General features: G+C 36.0%; 23 protein-coding genes. All 23 read left to right on the plus strand.

What is annotated here, in order from left to right; all coding sequences use genetic code 11:
- Positions 1 to 8: 8 nt before the first annotated feature.
- The 23 genes from ftsL (at position 9) to recD2 (ending at position 23,327) form a co-directional block, all read left to right on the plus strand.
- Positions 9 to 374 (plus strand): cell division protein FtsL, encoded by a 366-nt coding sequence (ftsL, locus tag FD26_RS05460; protein WP_057867420.1) that lies wholly within the window; start codon positions 9 to 11, stop codon positions 372 to 374.
- Positions 371 to 2,539 (plus strand): penicillin-binding transpeptidase domain-containing protein, encoded by a 2,169-nt coding sequence (locus tag FD26_RS05465; RefSeq protein ID WP_057867421.1) that lies wholly within the window; start codon positions 371 to 373, stop codon positions 2,537 to 2,539. The genes ftsL and FD26_RS05465 overlap by 4 nt, the downstream gene beginning before the upstream one ends.
- Before the next feature lie 14 nt (positions 2,540 to 2,553).
- Positions 2,554 to 3,519: a phospho-N-acetylmuramoyl-pentapeptide-transferase gene (mraY, locus tag FD26_RS05470; RefSeq protein ID WP_057867422.1), complete on the plus strand. Its 966-nt coding sequence runs from the start codon at positions 2,554 to 2,556 to the stop codon at positions 3,517 to 3,519.
- A 16-nt stretch (positions 3,520 to 3,535) separates the two neighbouring features.
- The gene (murD, locus tag FD26_RS05475; RefSeq protein WP_057867423.1) at positions 3,536 to 4,909 is read left to right on the plus strand and encodes a UDP-N-acetylmuramoyl-L-alanine--D-glutamate ligase; all 1,374 of its coding nucleotides are present in this window, start codon (positions 3,536 to 3,538) and stop codon (positions 4,907 to 4,909) included.
- A 9-nt stretch (positions 4,910 to 4,918) separates the two neighbouring features.
- Positions 4,919 to 6,019 carry an undecaprenyldiphospho-muramoylpentapeptide beta-N-acetylglucosaminyltransferase gene (gene murG / locus FD26_RS05480; protein WP_057867442.1) on the plus strand — a complete coding sequence of 367 codons (1,101 nt, stop codon included), beginning with the start codon at positions 4,919 to 4,921 and terminating at the stop codon, positions 6,017 to 6,019.
- A gap of 16 nt (positions 6,020 to 6,035) precedes the next feature.
- On the plus strand, positions 6,036 to 6,734 hold the full coding sequence (locus FD26_RS05485; protein WP_057867424.1) for a cell division protein FtsQ/DivIB: 699 nt from the start codon (positions 6,036 to 6,038) through the stop codon (positions 6,732 to 6,734).
- 75 nt (positions 6,735 to 6,809) lie between these two features.
- Complete coding sequence (gene ftsA, locus FD26_RS05490; protein ID WP_057867425.1) at positions 6,810 to 8,168, plus strand: cell division protein FtsA; 1,359 nt, start codon at positions 6,810 to 6,812, stop codon at positions 8,166 to 8,168.
- A 43-nt stretch (positions 8,169 to 8,211) separates the two neighbouring features.
- Positions 8,212 to 9,468: a cell division protein FtsZ gene (gene ftsZ / locus FD26_RS05495; RefSeq protein ID WP_057867426.1), complete on the plus strand. Its 1,257-nt coding sequence runs from the start codon at positions 8,212 to 8,214 to the stop codon at positions 9,466 to 9,468.
- 14 nt (positions 9,469 to 9,482) lie between these two features.
- Entirely contained in the window at positions 9,483 to 9,899 is a 417-nt protein-coding gene (locus tag FD26_RS05500) for a cell division protein SepF (RefSeq protein WP_057867427.1), read from the plus strand.
- 14 nt (positions 9,900 to 9,913) lie between these two features.
- On the plus strand, positions 9,914 to 10,180 hold the full coding sequence (locus FD26_RS05505) for a YggT family protein (RefSeq protein WP_057867428.1): 267 nt from the start codon (positions 9,914 to 9,916) through the stop codon (positions 10,178 to 10,180).
- Between the two features lie 2 nt (positions 10,181 to 10,182).
- Positions 10,183 to 10,977 carry a YlmH family RNA-binding protein gene (locus FD26_RS05510; protein ID WP_057867429.1) on the plus strand — a complete coding sequence of 265 codons (795 nt, stop codon included), beginning with the start codon at positions 10,183 to 10,185 and terminating at the stop codon, positions 10,975 to 10,977.
- Positions 10,978 to 10,992: 15 nt separating this feature from the next.
- Positions 10,993 to 11,745 (plus strand): DivIVA domain-containing protein, encoded by a 753-nt coding sequence (locus FD26_RS05515; protein WP_057867430.1) that lies wholly within the window; start codon positions 10,993 to 10,995, stop codon positions 11,743 to 11,745.
- Between the two features lie 181 nt (positions 11,746 to 11,926).
- The gene (gene ileS / locus FD26_RS05520; protein WP_057867431.1) at positions 11,927 to 14,707 is read left to right on the plus strand and encodes an isoleucine--tRNA ligase; all 2,781 of its coding nucleotides are present in this window, start codon (positions 11,927 to 11,929) and stop codon (positions 14,705 to 14,707) included.
- A gap of 10 nt (positions 14,708 to 14,717) precedes the next feature.
- A complete protein-coding gene (locus tag FD26_RS05525; protein ID WP_057867432.1) occupies positions 14,718 to 14,933 on the plus strand; it encodes a cold-shock protein in 216 nt (71 codons plus the stop codon).
- A gap of 207 nt (positions 14,934 to 15,140) precedes the next feature.
- Complete coding sequence (locus FD26_RS05530; RefSeq protein WP_057867433.1) at positions 15,141 to 15,710, plus strand: NUDIX hydrolase; 570 nt, start codon at positions 15,141 to 15,143, stop codon at positions 15,708 to 15,710.
- Entirely contained in the window at positions 15,711 to 15,998 is a 288-nt protein-coding gene (locus FD26_RS05535) for a hypothetical protein (protein ID WP_057867434.1), read from the plus strand. It abuts the gene before it with no gap.
- 11 nt (positions 15,999 to 16,009) lie between these two features.
- Positions 16,010 to 16,699 carry a 5'-methylthioadenosine/adenosylhomocysteine nucleosidase gene (locus tag FD26_RS05540; RefSeq protein ID WP_057867435.1) on the plus strand — a complete coding sequence of 230 codons (690 nt, stop codon included), beginning with the start codon at positions 16,010 to 16,012 and terminating at the stop codon, positions 16,697 to 16,699.
- 12 nt (positions 16,700 to 16,711) lie between these two features.
- Positions 16,712 to 17,860 (plus strand): cysteine desulfurase family protein, encoded by a 1,149-nt coding sequence (locus tag FD26_RS05545; protein ID WP_082596239.1) that lies wholly within the window; start codon positions 16,712 to 16,714, stop codon positions 17,858 to 17,860.
- 55 nt (positions 17,861 to 17,915) lie between these two features.
- A complete protein-coding gene (locus tag FD26_RS05550; RefSeq protein ID WP_057867436.1) occupies positions 17,916 to 18,251 on the plus strand; it encodes a hypothetical protein in 336 nt (111 codons plus the stop codon).
- A 15-nt stretch (positions 18,252 to 18,266) separates the two neighbouring features.
- Entirely contained in the window at positions 18,267 to 19,385 is a 1,119-nt protein-coding gene (gene mnmA / locus FD26_RS05555; RefSeq protein WP_057867437.1) for a tRNA 2-thiouridine(34) synthase MnmA, read from the plus strand.
- A 238-nt stretch (positions 19,386 to 19,623) separates the two neighbouring features.
- Positions 19,624 to 20,274 carry a histidine phosphatase family protein gene (locus tag FD26_RS05560; protein WP_057867438.1) on the plus strand — a complete coding sequence of 217 codons (651 nt, stop codon included), beginning with the start codon at positions 19,624 to 19,626 and terminating at the stop codon, positions 20,272 to 20,274.
- A gap of 7 nt (positions 20,275 to 20,281) precedes the next feature.
- On the plus strand, positions 20,282 to 20,947 hold the full coding sequence (locus FD26_RS05565; RefSeq protein ID WP_057867439.1) for a tetratricopeptide repeat protein: 666 nt from the start codon (positions 20,282 to 20,284) through the stop codon (positions 20,945 to 20,947).
- Positions 20,934 to 23,327, plus strand: a complete 2,394-nt coding sequence (gene recD2 / locus FD26_RS05570; RefSeq protein WP_057867440.1) for an SF1B family DNA helicase RecD2 — start codon at positions 20,934 to 20,936, stop codon at positions 23,325 to 23,327. Before FD26_RS05565 ends, recD2 begins: the two co-directional genes overlap by 14 nt.
- Positions 23,328 to 23,575: the final 248 nt, after the last annotated feature.

A 23,575-nucleotide genomic window follows, 5' to 3' on the forward strand; every position in this document is an offset into this window, starting at 1 on the left:
TTAATAATATGAGAGAAGAAAGTACTGCTAGAAATTTAGAAGACTATCAAGTTGCTGAACAGCCCAAACAAGTCGTTCAAGCAGCTCCTAAAACAAATAGCGTTGCGTTGTCCAAATTTGAAATTTGTTCAATCGTTGGGCTAGCTATTTTAACGTTGGCTTTAATGGTTACGTTAGTTAGTATCAAAGTTTCGATGACTTCTTCTCAAAATAAATTGGATAGTCTCACTACCCAAATATCTAAAACAAATACAAGTAATGTTAATTTAAGACAAGAGGTTTCTGAATTAACTAGTTTTGATCGTTTATCTTCTTTTGCAAAAAAGCATAATTTGAAAATGAATGACAACAATGTAAGGAATATTTCAAAATGAGTAAGTTCAGAAAATTATTTAAAAATAAGGCAAGACGCAATCACTATATTGTTGGTATGGTAATTTTGATTGCGACTGCCTTTTCTTTTATCCTTTTTATTCAAAGGTTCACGTATATTTCAATTAGTAAGAGATATGATGGTGTTAACCTAGTTCAAAGAACTAAACAAAAATATGAAAATGTTACCAAGGTCAACGCTAAACGTGGCGATATTCTTAATGTTAATGGCGATATGATTGCTGGAGATTCAACGATTTATAATTTGTATGCTATTACAAGTCATAAGTCTAAGACTGTAGCAGGTAAACCTGATTATGTAGTTGATAAAGAAAAGACAGCTCGAATTTTAAGCAAATATCTGCCATTATCAGCTAAGCAGCTTCGAAAGTATTTAACTCCGAAAAATAAAAAACAATATCAAGTTGAATTTGGACAAGCAGGTCGAGGCCTGTCAATTGAAATCAAGAGGAAAATTGCTGCCCAAAAGTTACCAGGACTACATTTTGTAGAATTACCTTCAAGATCATATCCTAATGGTGTTTTTGCCACTAATTTAGTAGGGATTACTAAGTCCGATAATGCTAATGATGTTAACAGCAATATTAGTGGTGTTATGGGAATAGAGAAATATTTCAATAAGCTTTTGGCTGGTCGCGATGGTAAAAAAGTTACTAAAGTCGATAATAGCGGTAATGAATTGCCTAATTCGCAAGTGGTTGAAAAGAGTACCTCTGACGGTTCTAATATTTATTTAACTTTGAATAGTCGAATCCAGCAATATAGTGAGATTTTAGCTCAAGAAGTTGAAGAAAAATATGCACCTAAAGATTTACAAATCTTAGTGATGAATGCTAAGACTGGTGCGATTGAGGCTGCTACACAGAGACCAACCTTTAATCCAACAACTGGTAAGGGTTTGAGCGATAGTTGGCGAGATACATTGGTAGAAGATCAATTTGAACCTGGTTCAGTAATGAAAATTTTAACTTTGTCAGCTTCAATTGATTCGGGAAATTATAATCCTGATCAATTGTATAAATCTGGAACAGTTGAAGTTGGTGGTCGAACAATTGGCGATTGGAATACAGCTGGTTGGGGATATATTCCACTATCTGAAGCCTTTACGCGATCTTCAAACGTTGGTATGGTCAAGCTAGAGCAAGAAATGGGCGCAAAAACTTGGATGAAATACATGAAGAAATTCAATATTGGCAAAAAAACTGGGATTGAACTTCCTGGTGAAGTTGCTGGTAGCATTTCTTACGAGCATTTGAGTGATCAAGCTATGACATCATTTGGACAGAGTGTCAATGTAAATACCATGCAAATGTTACAGGCTTTTTCAGCAATTGCTAATGGCGGGACGATGATCAAGCCTCAAATTATTCAAAAAGTAGTGGATGCTAATACTGGTAAAACGACGAAGAGTTTTAAACGTCAAGTAGTAGGACAACCAATTAAGGCAAGTACAGCTAAACAAGTTCAAAAGGCTATGCGCCAAGTAGTAACTAAAAACTATGGTACCGGAATCGTTTACAATGTTCCTGGGGTTAAAGTTGGTGTTAAAACTGGTACTGCCCAGATTGCTTCGCCTGAGGGTGGCTATTTAACAGGATCGAATAATTATATTTTCTCAGTTGCAGGGATGATTCCTTACAATGATCCTAACTACATTGTTTATGTAACAATGAAGCAGCCACAGAAGATGACTGAAGCACCAGAAAAAATTCTTTCAGAAATCTTTAATCCATTGGTTAAGAGATTGGTTAATCAAGGTAAGTCGCCAACTGACACCACTGAGGCTGGCAGTCAATATGTCAGCATTCCTAGTTTGTTAGATAAATCAACTAATGATGCCCTTAGTCAAATTAAGGATCTGAAATTACAATCCGGTGTAATTGGAACTGGAAATAAAATTGTTCAACAATTACCAGCTAGTGGTGAAAAAGTTATGCCAGATCAAAGAATTGTTCTGTTAACAAACGGAGCAATGACAATGCCTAATTTAACTGGTTGGTCGAAGAATGATGTTTTGAAGTTCGCTGAGATAACCGGAAAGCAAATCACGACAAAAGGTGACGGATATGTTGTGAAACAATCGGTCAAATCTGGTCATGTGATAAATGAGAGTGGTAAAATTATAGTTACATTGAAAAATAAATAATTAAGGGGATTTTCATGGAAATTAGTCATATTATTTTCGTTATAGTTAGCTCGTTTGCTATCGTAGCTATCTTAATGCCTTTTTTGATCGGATATTTGGTTGCTCACAAAGAGGGTCAATCAATTCGTGAGGAAGGTCCAAAATGGCATGAAAAGAAATCAGGTACTCCAACGATGGGTGGATTACTGATTATCTTAGCTACTTTTGTAACTGATATTTGGGTAGGTCTTTGGCAAGGACAATTAGATCGGTCACTTTTGATCACTACCTTTGTTATTGTTTTATACGGATGCATTGGTTTTATTGATGATTTTATCAAAGTATTCAAGAAGAGAAATCTTGGCTTGCGTGCATATCAAAAAGCCTTATTACAAGTTGTTGTTGGGATAATTTTCTTGTATGTTTACAATGACGATCAATTGCCAATGAACTTTACAATCCCAGGTTTATTGTCAGTTAATTCAGCTGTGATTTTTATTTTATTTACAATTTTCTGGTTGGTTGGTTTTTCAAATGCTACCAATTTAACTGATGGCTTAGATGGTTTGCTAGGTGGATTGGGTGCCATTTCTTATGCTACTTATGGAATTATTTCACTTAATCAAAATCGAGTAGATTTAGCTATTGTCTGTTTCTCAGTTGTTGGTGCTTTATTGGCATTCTTAATATACAATCACAAGCCTGCTAAAATATTCATGGGTGATGTTGGTTCATTGGCATTAGGTGCTGGTTTAGCTGCCATTTCAATTTTATTAGGTCGTTACTGGTCACTGTTGCTGATTGGTTTGGTTTATGTCATTGAAACATTGAGCGTTATGCTACAGGTTTTCTCATTCAAAGTGTTCCATCGTCGAATTTTCAAGATGACGCCAATTCATCACCATTTTGAAATGATGGGCTGGAGTGAATGGAAAATTGATATTACATTTTGGATTGTCGGTGCTATTTGTTCAGCAATTTATTTAATTTTATTCGTATAGGAAGTAATTGATCGCAATGAAAACAGAGAGTAATTATTCAAACAAAAAATTCTTAGTATTAGGATTAGCCAAGAGTGGCTTTGCTGTTGCTAAACTCTTGAAGAAAATGGGGTCAGATGTCACTGTTGTTGATTCCAATCCCTTGGAAGGCAACACTGAGGCCCAGGCTCTGATGGATGCTGGCTTTAAGGTAATTACTGGTAGCAATGATGCCAGTTTGATTGATGAATCATTTGATTATTTGGTTAAAAATCCTGGAATCGTTTATTCCAATGATTTGGTTCAACGGGCTGAAAAGTTAAAAATACCTGTAATAACAGAGCCTGAAATAGCTTATAGTTTCTCTGACGCTACTATGGTTGCAGTGACTGGAACTAACGGTAAGACTACAGTGACAACTTTAATTCAATTGATGTTGAAGCATTCACCAAAATTCAAGAATTCTTATTATGCGGGTAATATTGGCATTCCTATTTCCGATGTTATTCAAAAAGCTACTAAAGATGATGTTGTTGTTACAGAACTTTCCAGTTTCCAGTTGCAGGGAACAATTGATTTGCATCCTCGAGTAGCGGTTTTAAATAATATTTATTCAACCCATCTTGATTTTCATAAAACGCGTGAAAATTATATTAAAGCTAAGATGCATATTACTAAGAACCAAACTAAGAATGATTACTTTGTTGTTAATTGGAATACTGAAGAATGGCGAGGATTGGCTCAACAGTCTCAAGCTCAAATTTTACCTTTCTCCGATAATCAAGAGCTAGATCATGGCTCATATGTTAAGGATGATAAAATTTATTGTAACGGCGAACGCATTATGGACGTAAACGAAATTCAGATTCCTGGAGAGCATAATGTTCAAAATGCATTAGCTGCTATTAGCGTAGCTAAACTTTATAATGTTAAGAATGAAGATATTATAGAAGTCTTATCTTCATTTAAAGGTGTTAAACATAGAATTCAATATGTCGATACATTCGGTGGTCATAAATTTTATAATGATTCAAAAGCCACTAATGTTGAGGCAACTATCGTAGCTTTGAGTGCATTTAAAGATCCCATTACGTTGATTGCTGGGGGACTTGATCGAGGCAATGGCTTCGATGAATTAATTCCTTCACTTAAGGGTAAGGTAAGCAATTTGGTTGTTTATGGTCAAACAGCTAATAAGGTTATTGAGTCGGCTGAGAAGGCAGATGTTAGCAATATCGTTAAGGTAAACAATTTACAAGAGGCTGTTCCTGAAGCGTATAAACAGAGTAATGATGGCGATGTAATCTTACTTTCCCCAGCGGCAGCTAGTTGGGATCAATTCCATACCTTTGAGGAACGTGGCGATTTGTTTATCCAAACGGTGGAAACTTTAAAGGGAGAAGTAAAATAGATGGCGAAAATGCGCATAATTGTTTCCGGTGGTGGCACTGGAGGACATATATACCCTGCAATGGCGTTAATTAAGCGACTCAAGGAAAGAAATTTAATTGAGGATGTTTTATACGTCGGCACGGAAAAAGGCTTAGAAAGCAAAATTGTTAAGAACGCTGGCTTGAATTTTAAAACAATTGAAATTCAAGGTTTTAAACGTCGCTTAACATTAGAAAATGCCAAGACAATTAAATTGTTTTTATCTAGTATTCGTAAGTCACGCAAAATTATTAAAGAGTTCAAACCAGATGTAGTCATTGGTACTGGGGGGTATGTATCAAGTGCAATTGTTTACGCAGCCCATACTATGCATATACCTACGGTTATTCATGAACAAAATACTATTGCTGGCGTAACTAATAAATTCTTAGCACATTTTGTCGATAAGATTGCAATTGCTTTTACTGAAGCGACGGACCAGTTTAGTGAAAAGAAAAAAATTGTCTTTACGGGCAATCCTCGTGCTCAAGAGGTTATTGATATTAAGAAAAATGATCGTTTAAAAGAATTTGATTTAGCGCCTGATAAGGATACTGTAATGATTTTTGGCGGTTCGCGAGGAGCTAAACCAATTAATCAAGCAACTATTGATACAATGGACAAATTTGTAGCTGCAAATTATCAAATTTTGTTTGTTACAGGACGAGTTCATTATGACAATGTTGTTAAATTGATTGATGATAAGTACCTAAAGAGTGCAAATGTTTCCGTATTGCCATATATTGATAATATGCCGGAGATTTTACCGGATATTAAGTTGATTGTTGGACGCAGTGGTGCAACAAGTATTGCTGAAATAACCGCTTTAGGTATTCCGGCTATCTTTATACCTAGTCCATACGTTACCCATGATCACCAGACTAAGAATGCCATGTCGGTTGCAAAAGTTAATGCAGCTAAAGTAATTGCTGAATCTGAGTTGACTTCTGAAAAGTTATTCAATGAAATCAATCAGATCATGAGTGATGAGACGCTTCAAAAATCAATGTCAGACAATTCTAAAAAAATTGGTGTTCCTGATGCGGCTGATCGTTTGATAAAAGTATTAACGGACTTAGTAAATAAGTAATGTATGAGGACTAATAGTGTTGAAGAGAAGAATTAAGATAAGTAAAAATGGGTTGATTTTTATAATAGTTTTTATCATCGTTTTAATTGCTTATTTTGGCTCACCTTTGAGCAAAGTTAGAGATATCAATGTAAAAGGTGTAAACGATCTTGGAGCGCAACAAGTAATTAATGCTACTAAGATTGATGAAAATTCGACATTATTGGATGTTTTGTTACACCACGGTTCAATTTCAAAAAAAACTGCAAAAAAATTATCATCTATAAAGTCTGTGACGTTTCGTACATATAATCTTCGAGACTTAGTTATTAATGTCAAAGAGTATCCAACACTAGGTTATATCAATAAGGACGGTGGCTATTATCGAATCATTGATAATGGACGCGTTTTAAATCAGAAATTGAATTCTCCGATTGGCAATTATCCCATTTATAGTAATTTCAATTCTGGTAGGTTGCGGGAAATAGCGAATATTTATGCTGATTTACCAAGTAATGTTCAGACAAATATTTCTGAATTTTATAATTCGCCCACTAAATTGAATCCTTATCGGATTAAAATTGATATGAATGATGGAAATAAGGTTATTGCCGATATGAGGACAGTCAAGACCAAGTTGAAATATTATCCAGGTATGGCTGCTCAGATGAAGAAAAGGGGCGTTATAGATTTAGAGATTGGTGCTTATTCTTATCCGTTTAATGTTAAGAAATAGGTTTAATATAATCATATTTGTGTTAAAATTTTTTAGTGAATAGATTTTTTTAGGTTAGGGAGGCTGCCACGATTAATGGATAATTCTGAATTTTTTGTAGGTCTTGATATTGGTACAAATTCAATAAAAGTAGTGGTTGCGGAATCTTCTGACGATAGATTAAGTATCGTTGGAGTTGGAAGCGAAAGATCCGAGGGTGTCAGTCGTGGCGTTATAGTCGATATAGATAAAGCTGCGAGTGCCATTCAGAGAGCTATTAAGAAGGCCGAAACGCAGGCAAATATTTCAATTCGTGACGTTGTGGTCGGTATATCGGCCAATATGTTGCAGATTGAAAAATGTCGAGGAATGATAGCAGTTGGATCAGAGTCAAAAGAAATTAATGAAAATGACGTTAGACAGGTAATGCTAGCCGCTATGGTTCAAAATCTACCTAGTGAACGTGAAGTGGTTTCATTGATTCCTAAGCAATTTTCTGTTGACGGGTTCAATAATATTCGTGATCCTCGAGGAATGATTGGTGTTCGTTTGGAAATGTCTGGAATTATTTATACGGCACCCAAGACGATTGTTCATAATACAAAGAAGGCTATTCAAAAGGCCGGTTTAAACATTATTCATAAAGTTATTTCTCCAATGGCATTGAGTCAAGTCGTTTTAGACGATGGTGAGAGTGACTTTGGTGCTGTAATTATTGATATGGGAGCAGGACAAACGACTGCTTCAGTTGTACATGATCATAATTTGAAGTTATCGACAGTTGATTTCGAAGGTGGAGATTATGTTACGCATGATATTTCAGTTGTTTTGAATACAACGGTTGAAAATGCTAACCAATTGAAACTTTATTATGGTAATGCTGCAGCTGATAAGGCATCAACTGATGAAAATATCAGTGTTGAGGTTGTTGGTAAAAATGAGCCTACAATGGTTTCAGAAGAGTATTTAGCTGAAATTATCGAAGCTCGCTTGAATCAAATTTTTACCAGACTTCAAGCACCACTAGAGGATGCTGGGGCCTTATCGTTGCCTGGCGGTATTGTTTTAACTGGTGGTGTCGCCGCTACTCCAAATATTGAGGATTTAGCAAAGAAAATTTTTGACGTCAAAGTAAGAAGTTACGTTCCTACTCAAATGGGTATGCGCTATCCTTCATATTCATTGGGGTTAGGTTTAGTAATTTATGCTTCTCGACTGAATGATATTGGAGTGATTGCTGATAATGTTGTTAACGGTGCGACCGTTGAACGTAACAGTAGACCACAGACTCGTGTTGTTCCTGAACCACAGCCACAACCTGAGCAACCTAAAAAAGTAATGCCTACTCAAGCTCAAGAAACTCAGCCAGATGAAGCCAGCGAAGAACAGACAAGTCCTAATAAGGACAAAAAAATGTCTAAATTCAAGGATTTCTGGAGTAGATTTTTTGATTAAAATTAATATAAAATAAATTAGATTTAATAGGAGGAACTCCTTAATGGAATATACTTTAGACTCATCCGAAAATAAGGGAGCGGTAATCAAAGTTATCGGTGTCGGTGGCGCTGGTGGCAATGCTGTTAACCGCATGGTAGAAGCTGGAATTAAAGGTGTTCAATTTATCGCAGCTAATACAGATGTTCAAGCTCTAGAAAACTCAAATGCTGAAACAAAAATTCAGTTAGGACCTAAATTGACTCGTGGATTAGGTGCTGGTTCAAACCCTGAAGTTGGACAAAAGGCCGCTCAAGAGAGTGAAGAAGCCATTAAAGAAGCCCTCGAAGGCGCAGATATGATTTTTGTAACCGCCGGAATGGGTGGTGGTACCGGAACAGGTGCTGCTCCTATCGTTGCTAATATTGCTAAAGAAAGTGGCGCATTGACTGTTGGTGTCGTTACGCGTCCATTTGCTTTTGAAGGTGAAAAACGTTCACGTTTTGCAGCAGACGGTATTACAGAATTGAAGAAAGACGTCGATACATTAGTTTTGATTTCTAATAGCAAATTATTGGAAATCGTTGATAAGAAGACACCAATGAGCGAAGCCTTTAGCATAGCTGATGATGTTTTACGTCAAGGTGTACAAAGTATTTCTGATCTTATTACATCTCCAGGATTCGTTAACTTGGATTTTGCTGATGTTAAAACAGTTATGTCTGATCAAGGTTCTGCTCTAATGGGTATTGGTCAAGCTAATGGCGAAAATAGAATTACTGAAGCAACTAAGAAGGCTATCTCATCACCATTGCTTGAAGTTTCAATTGATGGTGCTAAACAAGTTCTTCTTAATATTACTGGTGGCCCTGACTTGTCATTGTTTGAAGCTCAAGATGCAGCGCAAATTGTTTCCGAACAAGCTACTTCAGATGTTAATATTATCTTTGGTACTTCTATCGATGACACACTTGGTGATCAAGTTAAAGTTACAGTTATTGCGACTGGAGTTGAAAGTGGCGAAGACAGTAAGAAGAGGGAACCAGCTAGACGTCCTTTAAATAATCCTCGTGCTACTTTGGATAACAATAATAAGAATAACAACAAGCCAAGTGACAATGCACAAACAAAGCCACAACAGCCACAAACATCTAATGACCCATTGGCCGATTGGGACATTAATCGTGACGCTTCTAAGCAAAAAAATGTCTCTGGTGAAAAAGGCGATTTTGAAATCTTCCAAAAACCAGAAACAATTGATTTAAGCGATGACGATGATGACTCAACTCCTCCAATTTTTAAACGTCGTAATAACAAGTAAAAGGAGATTTTCTTATGGCATTTGAAAAATTAGGCAGTTTCTTTGGTATCAATGACGATGAAGAAACATCAGATACAAAAGTTGTCGCTGATACTGATACTAAGCCTCAAAAAAATTATTCAAATAATGAAAAGGTAGTATCAATGAGTACAGCTAGTGAAGCAAGAACTAAAGCAAATAGTAAAATTGCGATTTATCAACCTAGAGTTTACTCAGATGCAAAAGTTATTGCTAAACAACTTTTGAATAGTAAGGCTGTGATCGTTAATTTTAATAATGTCAATGACGAACAATCAAAGAGAATCGTAGACTTTTTAACTGGTACTATCTTTGCTCTAAATGGTGAGATCAAACGTGTTGGAGAAAAGATCTTTCTTTGCACACCACCAAAGTTTGAAATTGATGGAAGCATACCTGATATAAACGAATAAAGTCGAGGAAAGATATGGATCGAATTTTAAGTGGGCTGCCATTTATTATTAGTACAGCCTTTCAACTGTATGAATTTATTATTTTTGTATTTTGTCTGTTGTCTTTTATACCGTCACTATACAATTCTGCATTTGGAAGATTTATCGTAGCAATGGTAGCGCCATTCTTAAATCTGATTAAGAAAATTATACCGACAAGTATTGGTTTTCTTGATTTTTCTCCAATAATTGCACTTATATTAATTCAATTATTGCAGAAAGCGGTATTTTTAATAATATAAATATGGATGATAAAAAAACAATCATAGGCGGTGGCTTTTTCCGTCCTGAGGAAAAAATATTCATTGATAAGATAAGCGATATTCTTTTAAAAGCTCAAACAATGTATACGCCTCAGCTAACTGATTTTTTGAATCTTCGCGAACAGACAATTTTAAATAATCTCATAAATAAATATGATGACTTATATGTACATTATTTTGGCGGTTACGAAAATGCTGAAAGAGTCAGGGGAATAATAGCTCCTGACTATTTTGTACCCAATGAGTCTGATTATAAAATTGCGATGTATGAAATACGCTATCCGGAAAAATTTGCTAACTTGCACCATGGACAAATATTAGGTTCATTGACTGGATCGGGTGTTGAACGTGATCGTTTTGGCGATATTATTACTGATGGCGAAAATTGGCAGTTTTTTGTCTTTGACTCAATGAGTGATTACATTGAAGAACAGGTCAAAAAGATTGGACCATATAAGATTCATTTAATCGAAAAAAGTTTCAAGGATCTATTATTACCTAAAGATGAATCGACGGACGAAACGATTAATGTTCAGTCATTGCGATTGGATACAATTATTGCAACCGTTTATGATTTGTCTAGGCAGAGTGCTAAGGCACTTGTGGATCATGGTAAAGTACAAATTAATTGGGTCGTGAGCAAAAACGCTAGTTCTTTTATTACAATTACTGATACACTAAGTGTTAGAAGTTTCGGCCGAATAAGGATTAATGATATTATGGGAAAATCAAAGAATAATAAATACATTTTATTCGTCAATATCATTAAGAAATAATAGGGGCGTGAAGTTATGGTATTATCACCAGTAGAAATACATGATAAAGAATTTGACAATAAATTTCGAGGCTATGACCGCGACCAAGTTGACAGCTTTTTAAAACAAGTAGCGCAGGATTACAATTTAGCTTTACAAAAGAATGATCAATTGGAGAAGGAGTTAAAAGAAACTTCTGAACAGTTGAAATATTTCACTGATATGAAAGATGCTTTGAATCAGTCGATTTTGGTAGCTCAAGAAGCTGCTGAAAAGGTTAAGAATGAATCTGAACAAGAAGCTCAGATTATTGTCGAAGAATCGCAGAAAAAAGCACGAGATTTATTGAATCAATCAACTGAAAAATCTAATCAAATATTGCAAGATGCCTCAGATCGAGCTCGTCAGGTTACTATTGAAACTGACAATTTGAAACGAAGCGTCAATTCGTTCCGTCAAGGTTTGCAAGGAATGTTAAAGCAACAATTGGATATGGTTGATAGTCCGGAATGGTCAAAACTTAATGACAGTACATCTACTGACAAACTTAAACAAGAAGTTGGTGGCCAAACAGGTAATGATTCAACTCAAGATTATCAAGATAATTCGACAGGTAATCAACAAGATTATGAAAATGAGCAAGATTCAGTTTTCAATTCAGAGCAAATGAACTATAATAACAATATTCAGGATGATCAACCGGATGAATCGTATACAATCAGTCATCAACAAAATGAACCTACGTTCAATTTTAAAGATGAAGAGACCGATGATGATCCTAAGAAATAATTAAAAGAACAAGTGCCACTAATAATATTTTTTCAGCGAGCTAGTGTATGGTGTGAGACTAGTAAAAATAATTTCTGGTATATCAACTTTTAGACAATTTATTTGATTTACCAATAGGTGGTATAGCGAGAACTCGTCCTAAATTGGATGGGTTCTTTTTATTTTTAGAAGGGGTGAAAGAATGCGAGTAAAAGATACTTTAAATTTAGGTAAAACTAAATTCCCTATGCGTGGAAACTTGCCAAACAAAGAAGCAGAGTGGCAAAAAGCATGGGAAGATAATAAGCTTTATGAACAACGACAAAAATTAAATGAGGGTAAACCAACCTTTGAATTATTGGATGGACCTCCATTTGCAAATGGCGATATCCATATGGGTCACGCTTTGAATAAAATCTCTAAGGATATTATCGTTCGTTATAAATCTATGAACGGTTTCCGTGCACCTTATGTTCCTGGTTGGGATACTCATGGTCTACCAATTGAACAACAATTGGCTAAAAAGGGTGTTAAACGTAAGGAAATGAGTCTTTCTGATTACCGTAAGTTGTGTTATGAATTTGCTCAAGGTGAAATCAAGAAACAAATGGCTGGTTTCAAACGTTTAGGAATTTCAGCTGATTGGGACAATCCTTACATTACTTATCAACCAGAATTTGAAGAAGAAGAAGTTAAAGTATTCGGAGAAATGGTTGATAAAGGTTACATCTATCGTGGTAAAAAACCAGTTTACTGGTCACCATCATCAGAATCAACTCTAGCTGAAGCTGAAGTTGAATATAAGGATGTTAAATCACCATCAATCTTTGTTGCCTTTAAAGTACGTAACGGTAAAGATGTAATTGACAGCGATGCTTCCTTCATTATTTGGACGACAACGCCATGGACAATTCCATCAAATGAGGCTATTTGTGTCAATCCTAAGTTCCTTTATGTGGAAGTTAATGCTGACGGCAAGAAATATGTTGTTGCCCAAGAGAGACTTTCATATGTACAAGAACAATTGGATTGGAAGAATGTTGAAATTCTCAAGACTGTTAAGGGTAAGGATCTTGAGGGATTAACAGCTACTCATCCACTTTATGATCGTGAATCACCATTAATTCTTGGTAATCATGTTACTTTGGATGATGGTACTGGCCTAGTTCATACAGCTCCTGGATTTGGTGCTGATGACTTTGTTGTCGGTATGAAATATAAATTGCCAGTCTTTTCACCAATTGATGCACAAGGTAGATTTACTGATGAAGTACCTGAATATGAAGGCGTCTTCTATGATGATGCTAATAAGATGATCAGTGAGAGAATGAAAGATAATGGTTCACTCTTGAAGTTGAGCTTTTTCACTCACAGTTATCCACATGATTGGCGTACTAAGAAACCCGTTATTTTCCGTGCTACACCACAATGGTTTGCTTCAATTGATAAGTTTAGACAACAAATTCTTGATGAGATTGAAAAGATTGATTTTATGCCTGATTGGGGTAAAACACGTCTTTACAATATGATTCGTGACCGTGGAGATTGGGTAATCTCCAGACAACGTGCTTGGGGTGTTCCGCTACCAATTTTCTATGCTGAAAATGGCGATCCTATTATGACTAAAGAAACAATCGATCATGTAGCAGAATTGTTTGGTAAGTATGGTTCTAATGTATGGGCTGAACGTGATGCTAAAGATCTTCTACCTGATGGCTTTACATATCCAGGTAGTCCCAACGGTAAATTTACTAAGGAAACTGACATCCTTGATGTTTGGTTCGACTCTGGGACAGCTCATGCTGGTGTGGCTAAGAAACGCGACAATCTTAAATTCCCAGCTGATTTAATTCTTGAAGGTTCTGATCAATATCGTGGTTGGTTCAACTCAATGCTAGTTACTTCTGTAGCCGCCTTTGGTGTTGCTCCATATAAGGCTATCCTTTCACAAGGATTCACGTTGGATAAGAATGGAGTTAAGATGAGTAAATCACTTGGAAATGTTATTGCTCCTAGTGACATCGAAAGACAATTCGGAGCTGAAATTATTCGTCTCTGGGTTGCATCGGTTGACTCTAGCTCGGATGTTTCAGTTTCAGTTGATTCATTCAAGCAAGTTTCTGAAACATATCGTAAGATCAGAAATACTATTAGATTTATGTTAGCTAATACAACTGATTTTGATCCTAAGACTAATGCTGTAGCATATGCAGATCTTCGCCCAGAGGATAAGTATGTTGTCGTTAAGTTGAATGATTTGGTTAAAGATGTTTTGGCTGATTATGATAAGTATGATTTTGCCGACGTGGCTAAGTCTGTAGTTAGTTTTATTGTTAATGAAATGTCAACATTCTATCTTGATTTTGCTAAAGACGTCGTTTATATTGATGCTGAAGATTCACATGCACGTCGTTCAATGCAAACAGTTATCTATAGTGTAGCTGTTAAATTGGCTAAGTTATTGACGCCAATTTTGCCACATACTATGGAACAAGTTTGGGAATATCTTAAGGAACCAGAAGATTACATTCAATTAGCAGAAATGCCAAAGGTTGAAGAGATCGCCGATCAAGCAGAAATTGAAAAAGATTGGTCTGTCTTCATGGACTTTAGAGATAATGTCTTAAAATCTCTAGAAGTTGCTCGTAGCAACAAGTTAATTGGTAAGTCTTTGGAAGCTAAAGTAACAATTCATCCAAATGCTGAATTGAAAGCTGTTCTTGACAAAATTGATAGTAATTTCGGTCAATTATTGATTGTTTCACAATTTGAAATTAGCGATCAAGAGTTACCTGAAACTGCTGATAAATATGAACTTGCAAGTGTTCTTGTAGAAAAAGCTGAAGGAAAAGTTTGTCAAAGATGTCGAATGATTAAGACTGATGTTGGTAGTGACTCAAATTATCCTACCTTCTGTGCTAGATGTGCTAAGATCGTGTCTGAAGAATATCCTCAGACTATGACTGATGGCTTTGACGAATAGGATGGATAAAATGTTTACTGGAAAAATCGTTAGATTTAATAAGAATCGTGGATTTGGTTTTATAAACAATGGTGAAGAAGATGTTTTCTTTTTCGCTGATTCTGTTCTTAATCGTGAGGATTTCTTTATTAAAGATGGATTGAACGTAAACTTTGAGATTGCTCCCGGATATAAAGGTCCACAAGCAGTCAATATTAAGATCATTGATGATGAAGAAGTAGAATAGAGTCAATTTGAAACTTTATTTGATAATTAAAGAATGGTAAATTCATGAAGATGAATTTACCATTTTTGTTATTTGAACCATAGAATTTTAGTGTTGCTAATATTTTTATGAATGATATGCGTGTTACAATAACACTTGCAGTTGTAATTTGTTTAATTGCAATCGTTATGTCGGTCTTTAGATTAGTAAAAATGAGAGGATCCAGTAATGAGTAAAGAAGATTCAAGATATTATGAGGCAGTAGTAGCAAAAAAGAGAATGTTTGGTGGCAAAATATTCAATGTTGACGTTGAACAAGTTGTTTTGCCCAATGGAATTCCTGATATTCGAGAAGTAGTGGAACATCATGGTGCCGTGGCAATCATGCCCTTTACAGATAATGATAAGATGATTTTTGTCAGACAATGGCGTACACCTTTGGATCAAGAAACCTTGGAAATTCCTGCTGGTAAAATTGATCCTGATGAAGGCAGCGACTTAAAGGAAGTTGCTTTACGTGAAATGGACGAAGAATTAGGTATGACAACTGACAAGCTAGAGAAAGTTACAGCTTTCTTTGCAAGTCCGGGATATTCTAATGAAAAGTTAACTATGTTTAAGGCAACTGATTTGACAAAAGTTGAGTTCAAACGTCCGCTCGATCCAGATGAATTTTTGAACGTGGAAGAATTGACGCTAGATGAAGCTAAAGAACAGATTAAACAGGGTGTAATTTGTGACTCAAAAACAATTTATGCCATTACTTATTGGGAATTGTTAAAAGCAAAGGAAAAATAAATGTTTTCTAAAATTAAAGACTTTTATAATACAAAAGTAAAAAAGGAGACCCAACCGCAGACAGTCGTTCGAGCAGATCAGATTGAAGAACAGCAACGAAAGATTCGTGAACAAGAGCGACAACGTGCAGAATCAGAGTATCAACAAGAACATCCAGAACAAATTATTCAAGAAAATTTGCAATCTTTTGAGAATAAGACAAATAAATTGAAAAAAAAGTTAAATATTGCCATCATTACAATATTCGGCTTAATTGTGCTAGTGTTTTTGATATTATTTTACATTTAAGGAGTTAGAGTATGAAAATTGGCGTAATCGTCCCTATGGAAGAAGAAATTAAATTGATGAAGGAATCATTGACTGATATTCATCAAGAATCAGTTGCAGGTGTAGATATTACCATCGGTAATTATAAAAACCATGAAGTATATCTAGCCCAAAGTGGTATTGGCAAGGTACAAGCAGGTATGACAACAACTTTAATCAATGATCGTTATCAACCAGATTTTGTTGTTAATACAGGATCAGCTGGTGGTATTGGAGAAGGTTTGCATATCGGTGATGTTGTTATTTCTGATAAAATGGCTTATCACGATGTTGACGCAACTGGTTTTGGCTACAAAGTTGGTCAATTGCCACAACAAGAGCTATATTTCAATGCCGATGCTGATTATGTTAAGGAAATTGCTGCTGCTGCCAAAAGAACAGGATTAACTTCTCGTGTTGGTTTAATTGTTACCGGAGACCAATTTGTTGACGCAAAAGAAAAAATTGCTACAATTAAAAAGTCGTTCCCAGATGCATTAGCAGCTGAAATGGAGGGTGCCGCTGTGGCTCAGGTTTGTACCCAATTCCATACATCATTTGTTGTTATTCGTTCAATGAGTGATGTTGGTGACGAAAATGCTAGTGTAAACTTTGACGAATTTGTTTTACAAGCCGGACGCAAATCAGTAACTATGTTGCTGAACTTTTTAGACCAAGAATAGAGGGGATTTATTGTGGCATTTATTTATCTAGATAATGCTGCCACCACACCGATGGCTACACCTGTAGTCGACGTAATTCACGATCAAATGGCTCACAATTTTGGTAATGCTTCTGCTACCAATTATTTTGGACGCCAAGCTCGGAAGGTTTTAGATGAAAGCCGTCATACGATTGCTCAAAGTCTTAATGCTAAAGACACGGAAATTGTCTTTACCAGTGGCGGGACTGAAAGCGACAATACGGCTGTCATTGAAACAGCGTTATCTAGACAAAAATTAGGTAAACATATCATAACGACTGCGATTGAACATGAAGCAATTCTAAAACCAATGGCATATTTGGAATCGTTAGGGTTTGAAGTAACTTATTTGAAACCTAATGAACGTGGTGAAGTTACAGCCCAACAAGTTAAAGCTGCCTTGAGGGATGATACGATTTTGGTATCAATTATGTATGGCAATAATGAAGTTGGTTCAATGAATCCAATTAAAGAAATTGGGGAAGTTTTAAAAGATCATCAAGCTTTCTTCCATACCGACGCTGTGCAGGCTTTTGGAATGGAAGACATTGATGTTAAAAAAGAACACATTGATATGCTATCCACATCAGCTCATAAAATAAATGGGCCAAAATTCATTGGCTTTCTTTATATAGATGATCGTATTCATATACCATCATTTATTAAAGGTGGAGATCAGGAAACCAAACGTCGTGCTGGAACAGAAAATGTTCCCGCTATCGCCGGTTTTGCTAAAGCTGTTGAGTTGATTACTCCGGAAGTTAAACAAGCTCGACAAAATCGTTATTTTGGATTTAAACAGACAATTCAAAAAATTTTAACTGAGAATCAGATTGATTTTGGTGTTAATGGACCAACTGATAATCATGCTTTGAATCATGTGATGAATCTTTATTTGCCAGGAGTAGATCGGGGAGTTTTGCTAACTAGATTAGATCTAGAAGGTTTTGCTATTTCTGGTGGCTCAGCTTGTACAGCAGGTAGTCTAGAACCATCACATGTATTGGTAGCTATGTTTGGCGAAGACAGTCCTAAAATCAATGATTCCGTTCGTATCAGTTTTGGTAAAGATAATACCGAAGCGGAAATTATTAAGTTTACTAATAGGCTCGTTGAGATCGTACGTGACTTGACTAATTAGTGTTTTTTATTCAAACTTATAATTAATAGAAAATAATTTATAAGGGATGATTAAAATGGATAAACGTCAAGCTCAGGTACAAGGGGATCAAGAGATCTACGAACTCAACCCGGATATTAAAAAATATTCACTGATGGATGCAGGTTTCATGGAAAGTAATAAGGGTAGTTTTCGTTTGGAACACCCAATCAATGGTTCGTCTCCTTATGCGGCTAGATATTACTTGCGTGCTACTGTTTCCAAAGATTTGGACAGTTTAAAATTAGCAATCACTGATAAAAGTGGTTTACATAATATTAATATGTTCAAAGTAAAAAATACTGATGTAGAAGTCAGTGATTACAGATACTTGATGAACTTTTTGAAAGAAAAAAATGTATTAGTTAAATAAAATGAGGTTTTAAAAATGGATAATAAGAAGAAGCGTGTTGTTGTAGGTATGAGTGGTGGCGTTGACTCGTCAGTTAGTGCACTTCTTTTGAAACAACAAGGCTATGAGGTTATTGGAGTTTTCATGAAGAACTGGGATGACTCTGATGATGCTGGCGTATGTACAGCGACAGAAGACTACGAGGATGTAGCTAAGGTTGCTAATAAGATTGGTATTCCTTACTATTCAGTTAACTTTGAGAAGGAATATTGGGATCGTGTTTTTGAGTATTTCTTGGATGAGTATCGTAAGGGAAGAACTCCAAATCCTGATGTTATGTGTAACAAAGAGGTTAAGTTCAAGGCTTTCCTTGACTATGCCAACAAGTTAAATGCTGATTACATTGCTATGGGTCACTATGCTCAGACATTCCGTGACGATAATGGCGTGGTTCATTTGCTACGTGGTGGCGATGCTAACAAGGATCAGACTTATTTCTTGAGTACTGTTCAACAAGATCAATTGCAAAATGCTTTGTTCCCAATTGGCGGTATGCAAAAGTCAGAGGTACGTCGTATCGCTGAAGAGGCTGGACTTGCAACTGCTAAGAAGAAGGATTCAACTGGTGTTTGTTTCATCGGTGAGAGAAACTTCCGTAAGTTCCTTAGTGAGTTCTTGCCTGCACAAGCTGGAACAATGATGACACCTGATGGTGTTGTTAAGGGTAAGCATGCTGGTTTGATGTACTACACAATTGGTCAAAGATCAGGTCTTGGAATTGGTGGAAATGGTAAGTCAAACGAGCCTTGGTTTGTTGTTGGTAAGGATATGTCTAAGAACATTCTTTACGTTGATCAAGGATATGATAACGAGAGATTGTATGCAGACCATTTGGATGCTTCAGATCTTTCCTTTATCACTGGTTTGAATTACGGCGACACATTCCATGCCACAGCTAAGTTCAGATATCGTCAACAAGATACAGGCGTTACAGTTCATGTTTTAGATGACGGTAAGGTTAATGTTGAGTTTGACAATCCTGTACGTGCTATTACACCAGGACAAGAAGTTGTCTTTTACGATGGTGAGGAGTGCTTAGGTGGAGCAACAATCGATGCTGCTTATATGGCAGAGAAGAAGTTGCAATACATCTAGGAAAAAGAGTACAGCAAGAATTTATCCTTGCAAAGCTCGTTTGAGATATAATGAATTAGTAAAAAAGCTTAACTAAATTTCAGCAAGTAAGAAGCTCTTGATAATGGCGAGTAAAAAGTCATTTATCAAGAGCTTTTTCTATATATAATTAATATTTTCTGTAAACTGATGGCCGAACTTGAAAAAATCTGTCAAAAAATCCATAATTGTATTTAACTAACTTGGTAAGGTGAGAAAAATGGAATTGTATTTTGTCAGACACGGAAAAACTGAATGGAATTTAGAAGGTAAATATCAAGGAGGGCATGGTGACTCTCCACTTTTGCCTGAAAGTTTGCATGATATTAGTTTGTTGGCAAAAAGACTTCAGGATACAGCAATTGATCACATGTATTCAAGTCCATTACCTCGTGCAAAAACGACCGCAGAAACATTGATTAAAAATTTAAATCGTAAAATACCTTTAACAATTGTTAGGGATTTACGTGAATTTGACTTGGGTATTATGGAAGGTCGAAAATTTTCGGAATTAGAGAATGAAATGCCAGAAGTAATTTATGCTTTTAGACATCAGCCAACTGATTATGATTATGACTTAATTCGTGGCGAATCATTTGAACGAGTGGCTCAAAGAACTACAAAGGCAGTTAAACAGATCGTAGCTGAGAATAATGCTCAAAGCAATGTAGTGATTGTTAGTCATGGAGCGGCTTTAGTAACGATGATTCAATCACTATTAGGTACTAAAATAGCTGACATTAGAAAAAATGGCGGCTTGTCGAATACAAGTTTGACGCACTTACGATATGAAGATGGTGAATTTAAATTAATTAAATGGAATGAGACAGGATATCTGAATAAGAAATTAGAGAGTTCAGATACGATTTGAGGTACTTATGAACAAGCAAGCAGAACAATTATTTAAAAAGGGCGATAAAGAAGCAGCCATTAAACTGATTGTGGCTGATTTAAATAAAGATCCTAAACAATTGCCTGAGATATTACAATTATCAACTTATTTAGTTCAAGCAGGCGATTTGGAACAAGCTGAGGAATTGCTAGCTCGATCATTGGAAATGTTTAAAAATAATCGAGATTTATTGTATAACTTAGGAAATGTATACTATTTAGCTGATAAATTCGATAAGGCAAATGAGATTTTTCAACAGTTGATCAATGATGACTATGCATTTGAAGCTTATTTTATGATGGCTAAAACTTTAGATCAACAGGGAAAAAGACAATTGGCGATTATGTACGCTTTGACTGCCACAGAAAAAGCCCCTCATGATTTAGGAGCTAATGAATTATTAGCCGATTTATTGCTAGCTAACGGCAATTTTGAAGAGTCATTAGGGTTTTATAAGAAAGCCAACAAAATCCAGCCACAGGCGAAATTTTACTTTAATATGGCCTTATGTGCGATGAACTTAAAAGAAGATTATCAAACTTACCTAGCTGAATCTAAAAAAATTGATGAAAAATACTATTTGAAGAATGAAAAAAAGCTCGCAGAGTTGCAGAAATTTATAAAACAAGGAGATAGCGATGACGGAGAATAACGAGAAACCATATTTCTTGGGTACTGTCAAAGCCATCTTTTTTGAAAATCCTGAAAACCTCTATAAGATCTTTACAATCAAAGTTAAAAAAACCAATACTGATTGGGATGCTGGAGATATTGTAGTAACTGGGAGTTTCGGCGAAATATCAGAGGAAGAAGAATATCGTTTCGAAGGTAAAATTGTTGATCATCCTAAATATGGCAAGCAATTCCAAGCTACATCTTACAAACGTAGTCGTCCCAATGGTCGAAAGGAATTGATAAGCTTTTTCTCAAGTGAAGAATTTCCGGGTATTGGCAAGAAAAAAGCTGAGAAAATTGTTGATGAATTGGGAAATGATGCAATCGATAAAATTCTACAAGACCCTCATGCTTTAGATTTTTTAAAATTGGGTGAAGAAAAAACTCAAAATATCATTGAACAAATTTCTAGCAATCATCAAACTGAGCAAGCTTTGTATCAATTGAACAATTATGGTTTTGGACCAACTCTAAGTGCCCGTATCTATCAAAAGTATGGTCCTCAGACTTTGGATAAAATCACAGAGGACCCTTACCAACTAGTGCTTGATGTTAAAGGAGTCGGTTTTAAAAGGGCTGATGAATTAGCTAAGAGACTTGGTATTACAGGTGATGATCTCAGAAGAATCAAGGGCGCTTTGATACAGATGGTGACTTTGAGCGTCAATGAAACTGGAGACACTTTTGTTGATGGGCAAAATTTGGTTAAGCGAGTAACCGGGGTTTTACGTGCTAGTTCTACACCTGATTTAACTAAAAAGTTAGTCGATGGTTTGCGTGGCTTAGTTAAAGATGGAGTTCTTTTGGTTGAAGATGGCAATGTTTATGAGAAAGATTTGTCTGACAGCGAATGGTCTATAGCACAATCTCTCAAGATGATTGATGATACTTTCAAAGGAGTTTCTTGGAGCCAACATGCTTTGAAAAAAGAACTTAAGCAAATTGAGACTGATTTTAAAGTTAAATATGATGAATCGCAAGAAAAGGCTATCAAACAGTCATTGACGCATCCTGTGTTCTTGCTGACTGGTGGTCCCGGAACTGGAAAAACTACAATTATCAATGCAATTGTAGCGGCATACGCCAAGTTAAACGATATGCCTCTAGATCCTGCAGCAGATGACTATGCGATTGCTTTAGCGGCTCCTACTGGTCGTGCTGCTAAACACATGGGGGAATCAACTGGATTGCCTGCAATGACAATTCATCGTTTGCTGGGATTAACTGGAACAGAGGATGATGAATTTGCAGAGCCCAGTTTGGACTGTAAATTGTTGATCATTGATGAAATGTCGATGGTTGACACTAAACTATTCAAATTACTCATTTCCGCAGTTCAACCAGGTACTCAAGTTGTTTTAGTGGGAGATCGTGATCAGCTGCCATCAGTTGGTCCTGGTCAAATATTTGCCGACTTAATCAATAGTGAGGTTTTTCCAACAATGGTTTTGAAAAATATCCACCGTCAAGATGGCGATTCAACTATCATTCAATTGGCACATGATATTAATGAGGGACTGATTGAGGACGATGTTTTTCAAAATAAATCCGATCGAAGTTTTATTAATTGTAGTAGTCGCGAAGTTCCAAGTGTTTTGTCGCAAATTATTAGCAAATCAAATGATCGTGGTTTTGATATTGCTGATGTTCAAGTGTTAGCTCCAATGTATCGAGGTCAAGCGGGAATTGATAATTTGAACTTCGTGATTCAAAATGTGGTTAATCCTATGACCCCCAAGCGTAAAGAAGTTTCTATGGGAAATACGAAGTATCGGATTAATGATAAAGTCGTTTATTTAGTCAATACGCCGGAAGATAATGTTTTCAATGGCGAGATTGGCAAAATTGTGGGAATTATTTTAGCTAAAGAGAATACAGACCATGTTGATCAATTGGTTATTGATTTTGATGGCAATGAAGTAACGTTGGATCGAAAAGATTGGACTAATATAGCTTTAGCTTATTGTACGTCGATTCATAAATCACAAGGTTCTGAATTTGAAATGGTTATCTTGCCATTAGTTAACGAAGAATCACGAATGTTAAGACGTAATTTGCTTTATACGGCAGTTACTCGAGCCAAGCGTTTGTTGATTATGGTAGGCGATCGCTCAGCTTTTGAACGATCAATTAGGGATCAATCGAGCGAACGTCAAACCACCTTAAAGGAACGTATTTTTACTACCTTTAAAATTAAGCCTAAACAAACTGATGATGCTCCAGAGATTGTGGAAGAAGAGCAACCGAGGGATTATCGATTAACGATGGATTTAATTATGAATAATTCGATCAATCCAATGATTGGGATGGATCAAATAACACCAGCCGATTTTTTAGAAAAGGAAGCTAGCAAATAAAAAAGCTCTGGTGATAATTGTTTTGGTTCTTACTCAAGTTTGGTTATAGCGTAAATGTGTTTAACTTCCCGTCCTCCACAAAAAGTGGGAATGCTGTTGGAACGCTATGGGCCGGTTCGAAACTAATTATTTTACACTTCGTGCAAAATAATGGATTTCCAAACTCGGCCTCATTGTAACCGGCAAAGCCGCTAACAATGATCTCATAGCTGAACGCATTCCCACTTTTTGTTCCGGACTGACTCCTA

It is taken from the genome of Companilactobacillus crustorum JCM 15951 (assembly GCF_001434585.1).
GTDB classification, from domain to species: domain Bacteria; phylum Bacillota; class Bacilli; order Lactobacillales; family Lactobacillaceae; genus Companilactobacillus; species Companilactobacillus crustorum.